This is a genomic window from Pseudoalteromonas sp. S327, assembly GCF_005886415.1.
Classification (GTDB): domain Bacteria; phylum Pseudomonadota; class Gammaproteobacteria; order Enterobacterales; family Alteromonadaceae; genus Pseudoalteromonas; species Pseudoalteromonas atlantica.
The window spans coordinates 1-19,128 of record NZ_PNDP01000022.1 but is presented as its reverse complement, the minus strand read 5'-3'; the positions used below and the strand labels follow the sequence as shown (position 1 = coordinate 19,128).

Genomic DNA, 19,128 nt, shown 5'->3' with positions numbered 1-19,128 from the left:
AAGAGAAGGAGAAGATCTTTCTCAGTGCATCGCGCAGCGCCTCTGTGCTCTCTGTGGTAAAATTTTTTGGGCTAAGCCCATTCAAGGGTTAAGTGGTTATTACTACCACAGAGGACACGGAGAAGAAAAGGAGAAGAGCTTTTCCTCTGTGCAGCGCGAAGCGCCTCTGTGCTCTCGGTGGTAGATTTGTTTTTAAATAAACGATGAAAGTGATTTTATTACCACAGAGGACATAAAGAAGAGAAGGAGAAGTAATTATTACTTGTAGACGCACAGCTTGCTGGCGTTAGTAACTTCTCGGTTCAGCGCGCAGGGCTTCTATGTCCTCGGTGGTAAAATGGTTTGGGCTAAAGCTCATAAAGTGATGAGAGATTATCATCACCAAGAATACAATGAAAAAACAGTAGCAATTGCAGGCGCAAGAAAAATTATCTAGTGTAGGCAAATAATGAATTGGACTGAGGGCTTTGCCCCTATCGGTGCATAACAATACTTTAAATGTCAAACACTTAAAGTGAAATTTATAAAGCGGAAAAAAAATGACAGTAAAAAATCTACTAGTAACAGGTGGAGCAGGGTTTATCGGTGCAAATTTTGTTCATTACTGGCTTGCTAACCACCCAAAAGACAAAGTAATAGTGCTTGATGCGCTTACCTATGCAGGTAATAAAGCTAACCTTGATCTAGTAGAGAACAACCCAAATATGACCTTTGTACACGGTGATATTTGCGATACAGCATTAGTAGAAAGTCTAATTGATATGTATCAACTAAACACCATTGTACATTTTGCTGCCGAGTCGCATGTAGATCGCTCTATAACTGGGCCGGACGCATTCATAGAAACAAACATACTTGGTACATATAGCTTATTAAAGGCAGCTAAAAAAAAGTGGATAGACGAGCCGAAAGAGGCTGGTTATGAGCCTTCGGTACATCGCTTTCATCATGTAAGCACTGACGAAGTCTACGGCACGTTAAGCGCTACCGATCCAGCTTTTACTGAGGAAACAGCCTACGCACCAAATTCACCATATTCAGCATCTAAAGCGGCGAGTGACCATTTAGTGCGCGCGTACCACCATACTTATGGCCTTGAGGTAACAACATCAAACTGCTCTAACAACTATGGGCCGTACCATTTTCCCGAAAAGTTAATTCCTTTAATCGTAACCAATATTTTAAATGATAAACCGCTGCCGGTATATGGTGATGGCAAGCAAATTCGTGACTGGTTATACGTAGAAGACCACGCCCGTGGTATAGAGCTGGTACTACAAAAGGGGCGTATTGGCGAAAACTATAACATTGGTGGCAATAACGAATGGGCTAATATAGATATAGTTAAACTAGTGTGTAAAGTAATGGGTGAAAAGTTTGCTACAAACCCAGCGCTTGCAAAGCGTTTTCCGAACGCTAAATCGGCTATAGCAAATAACGTCGAGCAGCTCATTACCTACGTAGAGGACCGCGCTGGGCACGACCGTCGTTACGCTATTGATGCAACAAAAACCAATAACGAGCTAGGTTATGTACCGGCAGAGAGTTTTGAAACCGGTTTTGCTAAAACACTAGATTGGTATTTAGATAACGAAACGTGGTGGGAAGTACTTTTATAAAATGTACCAAGTCGTTTTTACTAATAAAGAGCTATCTGCATGACAGTTTATCATTTAGAAAACCCCATAATTAATAACGATTGGGGTTGCCCTAAAACCATGGTCGAATTGTATGGGTATCAAAACCCTGACAACCGACCATTAGCAGAACTCTGGATGGGAGCACACCCTAAAGCGGTGTCGTTTGTCAATTTAAATAACAAACAGCAAATGCCGTTAAGCGAGTTAATTGCAAACGAACCGGTGGCCGTGCTAGGTCCAAAGTGTGCTAACAAGTTTACTAACGAACTGTCTTTTTTATTTAAGGTGTTATCGGCCGATTCGCCGTTGTCTATTCAAAGTCATCCAAATAAAGCACAGGCAATAGCTGGATGGGAAAAAGAAAACATAAAGAAAATCCCCTTGTCGGCACCGCACCGAAACTACAAAGACAAAAACCATAAGCCAGAGCTTGTTTATGCGATAACCGAATTTCATGCTTTAAATGGTTTTCGGCAATATAGCCAAATAATTGAACTATTTGATTTAATTAAAGGACCTAAGTTAGGTTTGCTAATTAATAAATTAGCTGATTCGTTAAACTCTGATGGTTTAAAAAATTTTTATGAAGCGCTGATGACCCACCCAGAGCCAGGTGAATTGGTGTATGAAGCTATACATAATATTGAGATACGCTTTAATAAGAATGAAGATTCTAAAGAATTTCAAAGACTTTGGCAGTTAGCTATTGAGCTAAATACAGAATATCCAGGGGATATTGGTGTGTTAAGCCCGTTTTTAATTAACCACATAATATTGCAGCCTGGTGAAGCAATGTATTTGAGTGCAGGAACGTTACATGCTTACTTAAAAGGTACTTCACTTGAAATAATGGCTAACTCTGATAACGTTTTACGCGGTGGTTTAACACATAAGCATATTGATATTAATGAGCTATTGCATACCACAGTGTTTAAACCAATAGACCATAACAACTTAAAAATAGCATGCACGCCTTTAAATGAATACGAGCAATGCTTTTGCACCGATGTAGAGGATTTTCAGTTGAGTATTGTTTCTTTGGAAAATAATTATTCTAAGCTGTCCTGCAAAGTCCATTCTGCTGAGATTTTATTTGTTATAGAAGGTGAGGTCGCTGTTATTGCGGGCAATAATAAAAGTTTAACTTTAAAGGCAGGTCAAAGTTGTTTTGTATCAGCACAGAGTAAAGCTTATCACTTAAAAGGTAAGGGGCAAGTTGCAAGAGCAAGTACACCCAATTAAACATATATTAAAAAGAATTTTTATGAAATTGAAAGGATAAAGCAATGATCTTACCTGTAATTATGTCAGGTGGAAATGGTTCACGGTTATGGCCATTATCACGTAAACAGCATCCTAAACAGTTTTTGTCATTAATTGGTGAAAGCACGATGTTACAAGAAACCATTTTACGCTTAAAAGGGCTAGAAACACTTGCTCCGTCAATTATATGTAATAAAGGCCACCGTTTTGTAGTTGCAGAGCAACTAAACGAAATTGATGCACTTGGCGGTGATATTTTATTAGAACCACAAGGCCGAAATACAGCCCCTGCGGTTGCTTTAGCGGCTATAAAAGCCATTGAAAAAGGTTCTGATCCGTTACTGCTTGTGTTAGCAGCTGATCATGTTATTACCGATATTAACGCGTTTCATGAAGCAATAAAGCAAGCCCAAGCATGCGCAGAAACCGGTCGGCTAGTGACCTTTGGTATAGTGCCAGATAAGCCAGAAACCGGTTACGGTTATATACGCAGTGGTAAAAAAATTAAAGGTAGCGATTGCCTAACCGTTGAAGAGTTTGTAGAAAAACCAAATTTAAAAACAGCAACAAGTTATGTTGAGTCGGGCGAATATTTTTGGAACAGTGGTATGTTCTTATTTAAAGCAAGTACCTACATTCAAGAGCTTGAAAAACACCAGCCAGAAATACTTACGGCATGTAAAGCCGCAATACAAAATGCAGTAAACGACTCTGAGTTTGTGCGCGTTGATGCTGAAACATTTTTAACCTGCCCAGACGACTCAATCGATTACGCTATCATGGAGCAAACAGAGCATGCCGCAATGGTGCCGCTGGATGCCGGTTGGAGCGATGTAGGCTCGTGGTCATCAATTTGGGAAGTAAAAGAAAAAGACGAAAACCAAAATGTAAAACGCGGTGATATCAAAAGCATAGATACCAAAAATTGCCTAGTAGACGCTCGAGATAAGCTAGTTGCTACCGTGGGGGTTAGTGACTTAGTGATTGTGGAAACTAGCGATGCCGTATTGATAGCTGATAAATCACGTGTGCAAGACGTTAAAAAAGTAGTTGAGCAACTAAATCGTGACGAACGCCTAGAATCGGTACAGCACCGTACAGTCTATCGCCCTTGGGGGCACATAAACTTACTACAACGCGGCGAGCGTTATAAATCAAAGCAAGTCACTATTAAGCCCCATGCACGTTTATCGCTGCAAATGCATTACCATCGTGCAGAGCATTGGATTGTAGTATCGGGTACGGCAAAAGTGCGCTGCGACGATAAAGAATCGCTAATAACCGAAAATCAATCAACGTATATTCCTATTGGTGCAGTGCATTCAATAGAAAACCCAGGCAGTATCCCACTAGTAATGATAGAAGTACAAACGGGCTCGTATATCGCCAAAGATGATATAGTACGCTTAGAAGATTTGTATGGGTTTGATAAAGATTGATACGCGTTAGTGAGATATAAATTTTGCATAATAGCACCTGTAATAGTAGGTGAGTAAGGCTTTAGTAAATTTAAGCTTTATGCAAATAAAATATGTTTACAGATATTTATAACTCGTTTTATAAATAAAAAATATATTCCATTTATTTAAAAGAGAAACTACATGAAAACAGCAATTGTTACAGGGATCACCGGTCAAGATGGCGCTTACTTAGCGGAGCTATTACTTGAAAAAGGCTACAAGGTTTACGGTACATACCGTCGTACAAGCTCTGTTAACTTTTGGCGAATAGCTGAGCTAGGTATCGAAAACCACGAAAACTTAGAGCTAGTAGAGTACGACCTTACCGATTTATCATCGTCTATAAGACTATTGCAAACAACCAATGCAACTGAGGTATATAACCTTGCAGCCCAAAGTTTTGTAGGGGTTTCGTTTGAACAGCCTGTTACAACGGCAGAAATTACTGGGCTTGGTCCAGTAAATCTTCTTGAGGCTATAAGAATTGTTAACCCTAAAATTAGATTTTATCAGGCTTCTACGTCAGAAATGTTTGGTAAAGTGCAAGCAATTCCTCAAGTAGAAACAACGCCATTTTACCCAAGGAGCCCTTACGGTGTTGCTAAGCTGTACGCTCACTGGATGGTAATTAACTACCGTGAGTCTTACGATATATTTGCAACAAGCGGTATTTTATTTAACCACGAATCACCTTTGCGTGGGCAAGAATTCGTAACGCGTAAAATTACTGATTCAGTAGCTAAAATTAAACTTGGTAAATTAGATGTACTAGAGCTTGGCAACCTAGATGCTAAACGTGATTGGGGTTATGCAAAAGACTACGTTGAAGGTATGTGGCGTATGCTGCAAGCTGATAAACCAGATACCTACGTACTTGGCACAAACAGAACCGAAACCGTTCGTGATTTTGTCACTATGTCGTTTAAAGCTGTGGACATTGAGTTAGAGTGGTCAGGCAGCGAAGAAAACGAAGTAGCAAAAAATGCTGAAACAGGTGCAATTGTAGTTAAAATTAACCCTAAATTTTACCGCCCAGCAGAAGTAGAACTACTGATTGGTAACCCAGAAAAGGCGCAAAAAGAGCTAGGCTGGACGCCTAAAACAACACTTGAAGAACTGTGTTCTATGATGGTTGAGGCAGACTTACGGAGAAATAAAATTGGATTCTCATTTTAATAATAGAGTTCTGATCACTGGTATAGGCGGCTTTACAGGCCGCCACTTAAAAAAGCATTTAGAAAAACAAGGTATGGAGGTATACGGCACCACGTATACCTCATCTTCTATGGAAGATACATTCCCTGTAAATTTAACTGATGCAGCCAGTGTGCTTGATATAATTAACAAAGTAGAGCCTAGCTATATTGTTCATTTAGCAGCTATTTCGTTTGTTGGACACGGTGATGCAGCAGAGTTTTACCGCGTTAATGTAGTGGGTACAGAAAACCTGCTGCAAAGTGTAATAAAGTCAAAAGCTAATGTTAAAAAAGTTATTGTAGCCAGTAGCGCTAATATTTACGGTAACACCGATGTTGATTTAATTTCGGAAAGTTTTCCGCCAGAGCCTGTCAATCATTATGCATGCAGTAAAATGGCCATGGAAAAAATAGTGGCTAATTATTACACTAAATTGCCAATAATAATTACTCGCCCGTTTAATTACACCGGGGTGGGGCAAGCTGAGCATTTTTTGGTGCCTAAAATAGTTTCACACTTTAAGCAGCAAAAAAGCGAAATAGAATTAGGTAATTTAGATGTTTACCGAGACTTCTCTTCTGTTGACTTTGTAGTGAATGCTTACGCTAAATTATTACAATCAGATGTTAAAAGTGAAGTATTTAATATTTGTAGTGGTAATAGCTACTCATTAAAACAAATAATCGAAAGCTTAGAAGCACAAGCAGGTTACAAAATTAATGTTTCTGTTAACCCCGCTTTTGTGCGCGTTGACGAAGTGAAAAAAATAACAGGCGACAACAACAAGCTATTAAATCTATTCCCTGAGCTAAAGGTAACTAAGCTGAAAGATATATTGAAGAGTATGTTATAAAATAACTTGGCTTAATTAACTAAATAATTTAAGTCAAGTTATTTGCAGACCAAACTAATAATAAGGAAAAGCAATGTTAAAACCGCATGATGTCATTGAAGTCTACAATGTTATGTTAGGTAGAAGTCCAGAAAGCAAAGAAGTTATTGATACTTATTTACAAAAGCACGATGATATTTCAGGGGTTATTAGGCAAGTTCAAAATTCCACTGAATATAAAAATACATTTCTTGAAAAACACATTCCTAAATCAGTGCTTGTATACATTCATATTCCTAAGACTGCGGGAACTTTTTTAAGAACCGCTTGGCTAAAAAAAAATGTAAATAATTATTTTTGGTCTGATGAAAAAAAAACGTATCCATTGGTAGGTGATTTAGAAAAATCTTACATAACTGCATCAAGTTATGAAATGCTTGGTGGTCACTTACCTTTATCTACATTCTTGAAATTTCCGACATTACAGCCACGAATATTTTTAAATGTATTACGAGAGCCTATAGCAAGAATAATCTCATTTTATAATCATATAAAAAACAACGACCCTATGCATCCACTCCATAAAGAGGTTAATGAATATACCTTATATGAGTTGTTAGCTGCAAAAGGTCGTTTTTATAACATGATTTTTAATGAGCAGGTCAGATACTTAATCACTGATAACCTTGATAATTTTAAAGAGAATGACTTACTCATTATAGGTAGGCAAGACAGACTGAATGATTTTATAGATAAGGTGAATGAAATTGCAGGATTAGAGTACAACCCCAATATTTCAGATGGTGTGGAGTCTAACAGTGGTGCGGCAAATTACGAAAAAGAAATTTTAAGCCAGAAAGACTTTCCCAAAGCATTAGATATACTAAAAAAGATAACGAAATCTGAGAAGAAATTATTTGATGAACTTACAGGTGTGAAAGTAATGAATAAGAATCAATATATTGAGTTTATTAATAATTTTTCTAGCTAACTAAATCGCTAAAATAAGTTAAATTAATTACAGATGATATTACGAAGCTAGAGTTAAGTATCATCTGCATGTATAGGAATAAATGATGGCAGTAAAAATTTGGGTAGATGGGCAGTGTTTTCAAACAGCGAGTAATGTTCGTGGTATAGGCAGGTACGTGACTGACTTTTTGCAAGCTTTATCTACTAAAAATGTAGAAATTACAGTGTCATTGAATGGTTCCTTACAGCAGGAAGTTATCGCAACTCGTAACTATTTGCAAAAAAACATCCCCAACATCACGATTAAAGTGTGGTATGGGGCTACCCATAACTCAGAAAATATTGCTGCTTTTACTTTAGAGCGAATGCTTGATGAGAAAATGTTAGCTGCTCACATCAATGAGATAAAACCTGATATTGCCCTCTCAGCAAGCCCTTTTGAAGGTATTTCTGACAGAACAACCCCTTTTATTAAAGTTAAAAGCTTAGAAGGGATTAAAACGGCCTGTATATTTTACGATGCTATACCTTATCGCTATGAAGATATTTACTTGCAGGATTTAAACACTAATAAAGCTTATTTTCGCAGGTTCGAGGAGATAGCTAATTTTGATACCGTGTTGTGTATATCTGACTTTACTCAAGATGAATACCTAGATATTTTTAATAAAACTAATAGTGCGGCTATATCCGCTGGTATTTCTGATGAATTTAGTCAGTTAGTGAATGAGTGGCAGTATGATAATACGTCTATTGGTGCGAAGCTAGGACGCTATGTAGTGTATGTAGGAGGGTTGGATTGGCGTAAAAATGTATCTTGCTTAGTAGAAGCTATGGCAAATTTACCCGAGTGCCAATCTGGTGAGCTAAAACTTGTGCTAGTAGGTGAGTTTGGAAATGAGCATTTACTTCCGCTGAAAAATATATTTGATGAATTTGATATCCCCCAAGAGTGTTTGCTATCAACAGGCTACATTGAAGATAATGAGTTAGTTGATATATATAAAAATGCGCTAGTTGCTGTACAGCCTTCGCGTATGGAAGGGTTTGGCTTGGGAGCGCTAGAAGCTATGGCATGCGGAACGCCGTTTATATCTGCTTTTGGCGGAGCCGTAGCTGAAGTGGTGCAAAATAAAGAGCAACTATTTGACCCTGATAAACCTGCAAGCTTGTCTGCTTTATTACAAAAACTACTGACAGACGAGTCATTTAAAAATAAAATTGTTAAGCACGGTCATCGCCGACAAAAAGAGTTTTCTTGGGATAAAACAGCCGCTATCGCGATGCATGAATTTGAAGCGTTGGTTAAAAATAATGTAAATGCTAACAATAAACTTAGTAATCAGCTAACTAAAGTTGAAGATGCTCCGCGCTTAATAATGGATGTTACATCGACTGCTCAAAGCCCTATTTTATCGGGTATTCAGCGCGTTATGCATAATGTCTCTAATGAGTTATTAGCTCAAAATACAAACTCTAATACAGAGGTTGTATTAAGTTATAGCCAAAATACTAAAGATTGGTATCAATTAACCAACTTAAATAAAGAGTCTGTAAAATTAAGCCCTTTTAATCGACTTCAATATAATCAAAATGATTCCTATTTGTTACTGGATAGCTCTTGGACATTTTTAGAAGGGCAGCGGCAACGACTAGCTGATGCATTAGTTATGGGGCAGGAGGTTGTCAATGGCGTTTATGATATTGGCCCTTTAACTATGTCTGCTATGACATCAGAAGGTATGCCTCCGGTATTTCGCTCTTGGGTTGAGTTTATTCTTGGCTATTCGACCGGTATTGTGTGTATATCAAAAGCAGTTGCCGATGAAATGTATCAACTCATTAAAGACATAAAGCTACCTCGCCCAATGAAAATTGGTTACTTTAGGCTTGGCGCTGATTTTGCCGATGTAAAACCCGATGCATCTGAACTTGGGTTTACTAAAACACGCCCCACCTTTTTAATGGTCGGCACGATAGAGCCTCGTAAAGGGCAATACTATGGCTTAAAAGCCTTTGAACAACTGTGGGATCGTGGCGTTGATGTAGATTTAATTATAGTCGGTAAAGTGGGGTGGGACACTAAAATGCTCCAAACCACCCTCGAGAATCATCCTGAAAGAAATAAGCGACTATTTTGGTTGAATGGCTTGTCTGATGCGGGGTTAGCTGCTGCCTATGAAGAGGCAGATGCACTAATAATGACCTCTTATTTGGAAGGGTTTGGCTTACCAGTAGTAGAAGCTGGGCTGCACAATACTCCCGTAATACTTTCTGATTTGCCTGTGTTTCACGAAGTGGGCGAAGGCGCACCCAAAGCAAGTTATTTCACACCAGGGTCGGTAAGCTGCTTAGCGCAAGCGGTTGAACGCTTTATTGACGAGGAACTAAGTACGGATTATAAAAATGTGCCGGTAAACTGGCCTACGTGGAGTGAAAGTGCGCATGAATTAAAAGACGTGGTACTGAACAATAACTGGTACAAGCATTATGAGCCTGAGCAGGTTTTACCTAATGTTAAGCTTAACGACATTGGCCAAGTAACAATTGATAAAGAGCTTACTGAAAACGAAACTCAACATACGTTAACCGTTATTGAAGGGCCGTTTTTGTCTGACGATGGAAGCCATTTACGTATTGCTGTGGCGGTTAAAAACGAAAGCGATTTGTTGTGGTCTAGCAATATTGGCGTACCAAGTGGCCGTGGGGTTAACCTAAGTTACCACTTATATGATAGAGAAGGTAATAGCATATACTTTGATAACCCGCGTACACAAATACCGTTTGTATTGCCGCCAGGTCAAGAAATTATTATGCCGATTAGAATTGACTCTGATTACTTAACCAAGGGCGCTTATATTGTGGGTCTTGAGCTGGTCCAAGAGGGGGTAAGGTGGTTTGGCAATGAAGTGAAAATTGATTTACTAAAGCCTGCAGTACAATCTACGCCCCCAAAATTAGTTGTCGATGAAAACTTTTTTAATGTAAAGAGTCCTGAACTTTTATTTTTCAGGGGGCCATTTAGCAATAACAACGAACCAGGCAAATACTTTATATTTTCTGTTTTAAATTGCGATAATGAGACCTTACACTACGCCGATAATAAGGACAGCAACTTTACCTATTCATTCATAGATGGGGAAGGTGTTGAGCAGCATAAAGGTATTTGGGCGGTTAATAATTTTGACGAAATAGAAGGCTATAACTTTGGTTACCTTTCTTTATTTGTAAGCGAAAAAACACTTGAAGATAGTGAGTCGATACTTATTACGTATAATAATGTTATTTGGACATTTAATATCGCTGAGCAAACAGTCGATAAGCTGATTACAAAAGATCACGAAATTAACTATGACTATAAATGGTTAAACGACTTTAATGAAGAAACTTCGAAGAATGAAGATGTTATGGTGTCGTTTGATGCTGATTCTAATATTTCATTACGTGGTTTTAACCAGCTTGAGGGCACCCATGTTTGGATGAGTGACATCGCAGGTGAAGTTGATTTAACGACCGAGTTACCAAAGCGAGCTTTTGTTAAAAAAATCCGAGTGGTGTGTTCACCTTATCATGAGTTAGCAGAGCCAATTGAGTTGAGCCTTTTAATAGGTGATAAAGTTGTAAGTAAAAAACAGCTATCGCATGATTTTATGGAATACATTTACGAACTTGATATCGACGATAATAAGTTTTTAATAAAAAACGACTTTAGGGTTAAGTTCGTAACCACGCAAACAGTTAAAGAAAGTGGTGGCCAGCGAAATTTATCTATATGTTTTGCAAAGTTATCGTTAAATGTTTTAACGGTTTAATTATTCATTTTTCTGTTGATAAGGATCGAGTTTCTCGATCCTTTTTATATATATGAAACTCATTTTTGTAAGGTTTAATAGTGTTTAATTCGAAAGACGTTATTTTAAAAAGTGGCATTTCTTTTGGCACTAGCGGTGCCCGTGGCCTAGTTACTGATTTTACACCAGAGGTTTGTGCTGCTTTTACAAGCGCCTTTGTTAATTGTTTAAAGCAGCAGTTTAGCTTTGATACTTTAGCACTTGCTATTGATAATCGCCCCAGTAGCTATGCAATGGCGCAAGCCTGTGCAGAGGCTCTGCGCCAGCTAAATATCGAAGTGATTTATTATGGTGTTATACCCACGCCGGCGTTAGCTGCCGCAGCTATGGCTAAAAACATTCCTTGTATTATGGTTACGGGCAGCCATATTCCATTTGATAGAAACGGGTTAAAATTTTACCGCCCCGACGGCGAAATAGGTAAGCATGATGAACAGCTTATTTTAAGCTCTAATGCTACTTTTGAAGCTATTTCAAACCTCGATGATCTAATTGTAAATGAGGATGCCGCTAAAAACTATATTACACGATATACATCTTTGTTTGATCATAAAATACTCTTAGGCAAGCACATAGGAATATACGAGCATTCAAGTGCAGGTAGAGATTTATATGCTGATATTTTTACTTCGCTTGGTGCTGAAGTAACTAGGCTTGAACGTTCAGACATATTCGTGCCTATAGATACTGAGGCAGTAAGTGAAGAAGACAGTTTAAAAGCACGCAATTGGGCTAACGAATGTAACTTCGACTTTATCTTTTCGACCGATGGTGATGGTGATAGACCGTTAGTGGCTGATGAGAATGGCGATTGGTTACGCGGGGATATTTTAGGTTTGCTGTGTGCTCAATTACTCAATATTGAGGCCTTGGCTGTTCCGGTTAGTTGTAATACCGCGATTGAAAAGTCAAACTACTTTAAACAAGTGACACGCACAAAAATAGGCTCGCCTTATGTTATCGCTGAGTTTGAGCACCTGAATGGCCAATATGACAGCGTCGCGGGTTTTGAAGCAAATGGAGGCTTTTTATTAGGCTCCGATATTGTATTTAATGGAGCCCCTTTATCAGCCTTACCTACACGTGATGCGATTCTCCCTGCAATAATTTTGCTTACAGGGGCTAAAAATACGACTATTTCGAGCATGGTAGCTAATTTGCCGGCACGCTTTACAGCAAGCGATAGAATTAAAGAGTTTCCTACACAGCGTAGCCAATCAATTATAGAAACAAATAAAACAAGCCCTGATGCTCTATTAAATAAGTTAGCGCTGGGGCATTTAATCGTTAAAAGCATTGATTGCACCGATGGGCTTCGCCTTACGTTGACAAATAACGATATAATTCATTTACGCCCATCGGGTAATGCGCCAGAGCTTCGTTGCTACGCTGAATCAAATACAGAGCAAGTGGCACGTGCATATGTTGAGCAAGTGCTTGAAAAAATACAATTAGTTTAATTTTAATTAAGCACTTATAGCGAATAGAATTGGGATAACTGGGTATGTCAGAAGATAAAAATTCAGAAAGCGGTATTGATAATAGTAATTTGATTGGCTCAATAGACACTATTGAAGCTGGTATGGTTTATGGCTGGGCATTTAATAAAGAATTAGATGCGCCGGTGGCTGTGAAAGTTATTGCTGAAGATCGCGTTCTTGGTACCGGTATCGCGAATGAGTTTAGAGAAGACTTAGCGGATGCACATATTGGTAATGGGGCTCATGGCTTTAAGATTGATTTAGTAGAGCTTCCGGTTAATGATGGTCGTGAAGTTACTTATACACTTGTAGAAGCTGATACGTATGCACCTATAGGGAATGCATTATTTAAACGAAAGCAATTAGAGCAGGTATGGAACGTTAAAGTAATTGGGGTACAACATGGTCATGTTGCATTGCATGTAGGTAGCGACAAGCCTATAGGCAATAAAACCTTTTTACTTTTTTATAATAATCAACAAGTTTCAACAAAAGCTATTAGTAGTGATAAAACAACTTTAGAGGTAAACTTACCTTTGCCGCACTTGCTAAGTGATGGTAACTCTCACTTGATTAGTATTGGTATAGTTGGTTGCCCGTATATTGTCGCATCGGGCATTATAGACACACAAGCAATAAAAACACCGTGGCAATATTTAAAAGAAAGTGCGAGTAAGCCGGGGTTTTTATCATTATCGAGTCAATCTGACAAGCGTTATGAATCTCTTGCGTTTCACTTGCAAGACCTAACCGAAAGTAACTCGTATTTTAATTTAAACGATTTAAATACAGTGCACAAGCTTTTAACCGAAGGGTATGAAAAAAGAAGCGTGTTCCCAACCTTCAATCTACCTAAGTTTAATAATCCTAAAGTATCAATAATTATACCAGCATATAATCAGTTTGCTTTAACTTACCACTGTATTGCATCGATAGCTCTTGCTTATAATAAAACCTCTTATGAGGTGATTTTAGCTGATGACTGCTCTACAGACAAAACGGTTGATGCAGGTAATATTATTGGTAATTTAGTGGTATCTCGGCATACGGAAAATTTGCGCTTCTTACGCAATTGTAATGAAGCTTCAAAAATGGCTAAAGGTGAGTTTATAGTATTTTTAAATAACGATACTGAAGTTACCTCATTTTGGTTAGATGAGCTTGTAAATAAGCATAACAGTGATCCCCAAATAGGTATGACGGGCTCTAAATTGTTAAATTTAGATGGCTCAATCCAAGAGGCTGGCGGTATAGTTTGGAATAATGGTGTGCCATGGAATGTAGGGCGTAATTCAAACCCTTTAACACCTGAATATAATTACGCGCGTGAGGTAGATTATCTTACGGGTGCCTCTATGTGTATTCGCCGCTCTGTTTGGGAAGAGGTTGGGGCGTTTAGTGAGGAATTGGTACCATGCTATTATGAAGATACCGATCTAGCATTTAAAGTTAGGGATGCTGGTTACAAAACGGTTTACGTGCCACACTCTGAGGTTGTGCACTTTGAAGGGCAAAGTCATGGCACAGATGTAACTAAAGGATTAAAACGCTACCAAATAGTGAACGAAAGCACATTTCGTGAAAAGTGGTTTAAAACATTTAAATACAATGGAAAAATGAGCGTAGATAATTTACGTTTTGAAAAAGACCGCAATATTGAGCAGCGCATTCTTGTTATTGATTATGCTTCTCCTATGCCAAATAAAGACGCTGGTAGTTATGCAGCTATTCAAGAAATCAAGTTAATTCAGTCGTTAGGGTTTAAGGTAACTTTTGTACCAGCTAATTTAGCCCATTTTGGAAAGTATACTGTTGATCTTCAGCGTATGGGAGTAGAAGTCCTTTATGCTCCTTTTTATCATAGTGTAAATCACGTTCTAGAAACGCGTCTTGATGAGTTTAGTGCTGTCTACATTACACGTTATCATATTGCAAAAGATTATGTCGATTACATTCATAATAACTCTGACGCTAAAGTTATATTCAACAATGCTGACCTTCACTTTTTAAGGGAGCTTCGCGCTGCGCTTAAGCCGGGTGCAGCACCAGAACTACTCGAAGTAGCTAAAACTACACGTACAGATGAGCTTGCTGTTTGTGATAAGGTAGATGCAATTTTATGTTATAACGCTACAGAACACGCAGTAATAACTAGTCATATATTAGAAGCTGAAAAATTACATATTACACCTTGGGTTTTAGAACAAAAAGATCCCGCGCCCGATTTTAAATCTAGAGACGGGATAGCTTTTTTAGGTGGTTTTAATCATACCCCAAATATTGAAGCAGTTGAGTATTTAGCAAATGAAATAATGCCGCTATTGTTTGAGCAGCGCCCAGATATAACTTTGTATGTTTATGGCAGTAATATTCCTAAAAAGTTTGAAGAGTATAATACTGATAATATAAAAATATCAGGGTTTGCTGAAACACTTGATGGTGTTTACCATGACCACCGAATCTTTGTAGCACCATTATTATCTGGAGCAGGTATTAAAGGGAAAGTACTCGAAGCTATGGCTTATGGTACACCAACAGTGCTCACTGAAGTAGCGGCTGAAGGGACTGGCTTATCCCATGAAATAAGTACACTTATAGCTCAAGAGCCTCAAGAGTGGGTAGATGCAATAATAAAACTCTATGATGATAAAAAATTATGGACTAAGTTTGCTGAGAATGAGCAAACTATTGTTAGAACGAAATACTCTTTTGAGCATGGTCATAAGGCGTTTAAAAAGATTTTTGCAAGCGTTGGCGTATATTCAAGTAATTAAATTTTTAATATTATATCTGCAAATTGGTGTTTAGCACTGGTTTGTAGATGCAGGCTATTGGAAAAAAAATGAAAACAATCATTTTGCATTATCATCTCTTTAAAAACGCGGGTACATCGTTAGACGCTGCATTTAAAGAGAACTTTTCAGAAAAATCAGGTGAGTGGGTTACTAAAGAATTCCCCGGTAATCCTGCTAAAAACCGTGCGGAATTAAAGCAGTGGATAATTGATAATCCTCAAGCAAGATGCTTCTCGTCTCATACAGCTTTTTTTCCCGTTCCACAAATTGAGGGAGTCAAAATCATCCCCGTTGTGTTTGTACGTCATCCTATTGACCGCATGGCATCGGCTTACTCTTTTGAAAAAAAACAAGGGGGCGATAGTTTTGGTCCCACTTTAGCTAGAAACACTTCAGTTGCTGGTTATATAGAAACTCGCCTGTCAATGCAAACAGATAGACAATGCCGTGACTTTCATGCTAATAGGTTTGCTACTATGTTTGGCGAACAGCAAGGAGATGAGTCAACTAGGGCAAAAATGGCTGTGGATGCTTTACCATTTATTGGCGTAGTTGAAAAGTATTCGCAATCTTTAGAGTGTTTAGAAACGCTACTTGAATCACATGGTTTTACAGGCATAAAGCTAAAACCAGTAGAACGAAATGTGTCTCGAAGTGTTAAAAAAACTTTACCAGAAAAGCTAGAAGAAATTAGAGAGCAGTTTTCTGAAGAATCATTCAACAGTCTACTCGAAGCAAATAAAACCGATTTAGAGATTTGGAAAACATTATATAATGGCTAAGAAAAAAGTTGTTGTTATTGCAAACTGCCAGGCTCGAGCGATAGACTCTATACTAAACGAATTGAGCGATGATATTGAAGTTACCAAGGTCGGTATAGTTCATATATTAAAAAGTCATCAAGAGGAAGAGTTTGTCTCTTACTTCGAAGAAGCGGATTTTATCATTGCTCAAATCGTCCATCATTCTTATCCATGTGAATTTGTTCGAACTGATAATCTTCGGTCAAAATACGGAGATAAAGTTGTAAGTATTGTGAACCTCTATTACACAGGTGATACCCCCTATTTAAGTAATTTACCGAAACAATATAGGTTAAGCGAAGCTCCTTTCAGTGATTATCATTTTAAAGTTGTATTCGATAGCTGGTTTAAAGGTGAAAGTGTTAGTGAGGCTACTAGTGCGTTAAAAACACAATATTTATCTAAAGATAATTCAGTATCATCCAGTTCTATTGAGGAGCTTAAATTAAGAGAAAAATACGCAGATATTAAAATTAGTGATTTTTTTCAGCATAAACGAACTAAAAGAGGTTTTCATACCTTTAATCACCCTACGAATGATGTTTTAGTCGAATACTGCACTCGCATACTTGATTATTTAGAGGTTGACTACAATAGAAACATTACTATTAAGGGGGAGTTCCTAGATCAAACAGTACCTTTTATTGAATCTGATAAGCATAAAACCGTTAACAATGGAGTCGAATACTATTATACGACTTTAGAGTTGGTTAGTTTGTTTTTTTATTTTTACAACTCGCTAGAAGGTATTGCAGTAGGGAAAATTTATGTTCCTAAAGTAATTGTTCAATACTGGGACGGCGAAAGTATACCACCCGAAATTGCTCGTCTAATGGACTCTTGGAAAGAGCATAATCCCGATTTTACATATCAGATTTATGATTATAAAGCGGCGTATAGCTTCATACAAAAAAATTATGGTGTAGTAGGGGCTAAAGTATTTGCTAAAGCTAAACTTCCGGCAATGCAATCAGATATTTTTAGAGTAGCTTACTGTCTTAAAGAGGGTGGAGTATACGTTGATGCTGCTACAAAATGCTTTTCTTCTATAGATTCTTTAATCGATAATGACTGTAGCCTCACGGTTCTAAGAAAATGGCATGGGGGGATATGGAATGGGTTTATCGCAGCCCTACCTGAAGATGAGTTACTTGCTGATATTTGGAGAAGTATTGTAAGCAATGTATCTCAAGAAAAGTTTAATAATGTATCGCAAGCAACAGGTCCTACTTTGTTTAGTGAGTTTTGTAAGGGTGATAATGTTTGTATTATTCCCCAAATAGAAGCCAAGCCTACCTTTGATTTGATTAATGATTTAAGTCATAAGGGTGATACACATTGGTCAAAGGTTCAAAAAAGTCAGTCAATTTACAATACCACTAAATTAGACAATAAAACGCATATGAATGACTCTGATAAAGTATTAAATTACCTTCAATCACTTCAAGATGAAGTTAAAGACTACATGCTTCAAGATTTGCCTCGCTGGATAGAAATTAAAAATTATAAAGAAAAACGTGCATTCCAATATTTCTGGGAAAATAGGCAGGAATTCAGAAGCTTAATCAGATATAGAGCTATGACTGCTCAAGAAAAGTTTAAGCTAACTACTAATATTGTTCAGCAAATATTGAAATTAGTAGGTAATAAGCCCACTCTATTTGTCGGTAACTTGTATCTTTCTTGTAAGCAAATTGGCCCTGGCTTGTATATCGAACATGGCTTCTCAACTGTGGTTTTTGCAAAAAGTATCGGTAAGAACTTCTGGCTGAATCAAAACGTAACAGTTGGAACAGGTAAAGGGGGTCACCCTACTATCGGTGATAACGTTCGAATTGGGGCAAATTCAGTTGTTATTGGTGGCATAAAAGTTAACGATAGAGTAAAAGTTGGTGCTGGCGCAGTTCTAAACTTTGAAGTACCTGAAGGGAGTACAGTGGTTGCACAAAAACCTAGGGTTATTCCTGATATTTTATAAAATACGGCATGATAGCAGCTTGTTTTAATTGCTGTACTAGAAGTCTAATTTTTAGCCTCTATTAAACAATAAAGTTGTGCGATAGGAGGGGACTAGAAATTAATTAGTTTGGTGAGTTGCAAATAATCATAGGTATGCCGGTGATTTTAAAACCTGCTCTACGCGGCGATTTTTGCCTGTTTTGGTCTATGCCGTTCATAGCCCGGCGCTAAAGGACCAGCGCCTAAAGGCTGTAATCGGATTGAGTCTATTTGGTACTTATTGACAAGCTGTTTTACTACCTCCACAGCACGGCGTACTGATAAGTAAGGTTTTGCTAAAGGGTCAGCAACGAGACCTGTAAAGTCAGACAACAAGAAACTCAAAAAGAAATTAAACAGCTTCAAAAGAGCTTAATCGTAAAGATAAAGCTTTAGCAGAAACAGCCTCTTTACTTGTACTCAAAAAAAAGCAGATGCGCTTTGGGAGTATGAGTATGTCTAGGGAGTATAAACGTATGAAGTACTTGACAGGCGTTTGGCGTTAGGGAGTTTATCTATAACTAAGTTGGTTGCACTCGTTATTGTAGGTGTGGCTAAAAATAAGCCCGATAACAGCATGAGTGCAGAGTACTGTTTTTTTGCATTATTCTCTTCCTTAAAAATATTTTTAAATAAAAACTATGTTATTTATTGGTACAAGTAAAGGGGTGTATATTTTATATGAGGCTAACTTACTGCCGCATATACTAATAATTGCTTGGTGTAGTGCGAAGCACTTCTGTGCCCTCGATGGTAAGAATGGTTTGGTTTTAGTCTAAAGAGATTAAGCGATTCTTATCACCACAGAGAACACGGAGAAGTAAAGGAGAAGAGCC

The 19,128-nt window shown here is 37.9% G+C and carries 11 protein-coding genes; all 11 read left to right on the top strand.

Going from position 1 to position 19,128, the window contains the following annotated elements; translation table 11 throughout:
* The first annotated feature begins 539 nt into the window (after nucleotides 1–539).
* The 11 genes from rfbB to CWB60_RS07960 all read left to right on the top strand — a co-directional run bounded on the left by rfbB (nucleotide 540) and on the right by CWB60_RS07960 (nucleotide 18,272).
* Nucleotides 540–1,619: a dTDP-glucose 4,6-dehydratase gene (rfbB, locus tag CWB60_RS08010; protein ID WP_138579908.1), complete on the top strand. Its 1,080-nt coding sequence runs from the start codon at nucleotides 540–542 to the stop codon at nucleotides 1,617–1,619.
* 39 nt (nucleotides 1,620–1,658) lie between these two features.
* Nucleotides 1,659–2,882, top strand: a complete 1,224-nt coding sequence (manA, locus tag CWB60_RS08005; RefSeq protein ID WP_138579909.1) for a mannose-6-phosphate isomerase, class I — start codon at nucleotides 1,659–1,661, stop codon at nucleotides 2,880–2,882.
* Nucleotides 2,883–2,926: 44 nt separating this feature from the next.
* Nucleotides 2,927–4,342 (top strand): mannose-1-phosphate guanylyltransferase/mannose-6-phosphate isomerase, encoded by a 1,416-nt coding sequence (locus CWB60_RS08000; protein WP_138579910.1) that lies wholly within the window; start codon nucleotides 2,927–2,929, stop codon nucleotides 4,340–4,342.
* Nucleotides 4,343–4,504: 162 nt separating this feature from the next.
* On the top strand, nucleotides 4,505–5,539 hold the full coding sequence (gmd, locus tag CWB60_RS07995; RefSeq protein WP_138579911.1) for a GDP-mannose 4,6-dehydratase: 1,035 nt from the start codon (nucleotides 4,505–4,507) through the stop codon (nucleotides 5,537–5,539).
* On the top strand, nucleotides 5,523–6,413 hold the full coding sequence (locus tag CWB60_RS07990) for a GDP-mannose 4,6-dehydratase (RefSeq protein WP_212746872.1): 891 nt from the start codon (nucleotides 5,523–5,525) through the stop codon (nucleotides 6,411–6,413). Before gmd ends, CWB60_RS07990 begins: the two co-directional genes overlap by 17 nt.
* 73 nt (nucleotides 6,414–6,486) lie before the next feature.
* On the top strand, nucleotides 6,487–7,383 hold the full coding sequence (locus CWB60_RS07985; protein ID WP_138579912.1) for a sulfotransferase family 2 domain-containing protein: 897 nt from the start codon (nucleotides 6,487–6,489) through the stop codon (nucleotides 7,381–7,383).
* 82 nt (nucleotides 7,384–7,465) lie between these two features.
* A complete protein-coding gene (locus CWB60_RS07980) occupies nucleotides 7,466–11,176 on the top strand; it encodes a glycosyltransferase family 4 protein (RefSeq protein WP_138579913.1) in 3,711 nt (1,236 codons plus the stop codon).
* Between the two features lie 80 nt (nucleotides 11,177–11,256).
* Nucleotides 11,257–12,675, top strand: a complete 1,419-nt coding sequence (locus tag CWB60_RS07975; RefSeq protein WP_138579914.1) for a phosphomannomutase — start codon at nucleotides 11,257–11,259, stop codon at nucleotides 12,673–12,675.
* 44 nt (nucleotides 12,676–12,719) lie between these two features.
* A complete protein-coding gene (locus tag CWB60_RS07970) occupies nucleotides 12,720–15,470 on the top strand; it encodes a glycosyltransferase (RefSeq protein WP_171036134.1) in 2,751 nt (916 codons plus the stop codon).
* A 68-nt stretch (nucleotides 15,471–15,538) separates the two neighbouring features.
* Complete coding sequence (locus CWB60_RS07965; protein WP_138579915.1) at nucleotides 15,539–16,273, top strand: sulfotransferase family 2 domain-containing protein; 735 nt, start codon at nucleotides 15,539–15,541, stop codon at nucleotides 16,271–16,273.
* Nucleotides 16,266–18,272, top strand: a complete 2,007-nt coding sequence (locus CWB60_RS07960) for a WcbI family polysaccharide biosynthesis putative acetyltransferase (RefSeq protein ID WP_138579916.1) — start codon at nucleotides 16,266–16,268, stop codon at nucleotides 18,270–18,272. Before CWB60_RS07965 ends, CWB60_RS07960 begins: the two co-directional genes overlap by 8 nt.
* The last annotated feature ends 856 nt before the right edge of the window (nucleotides 18,273–19,128 follow it).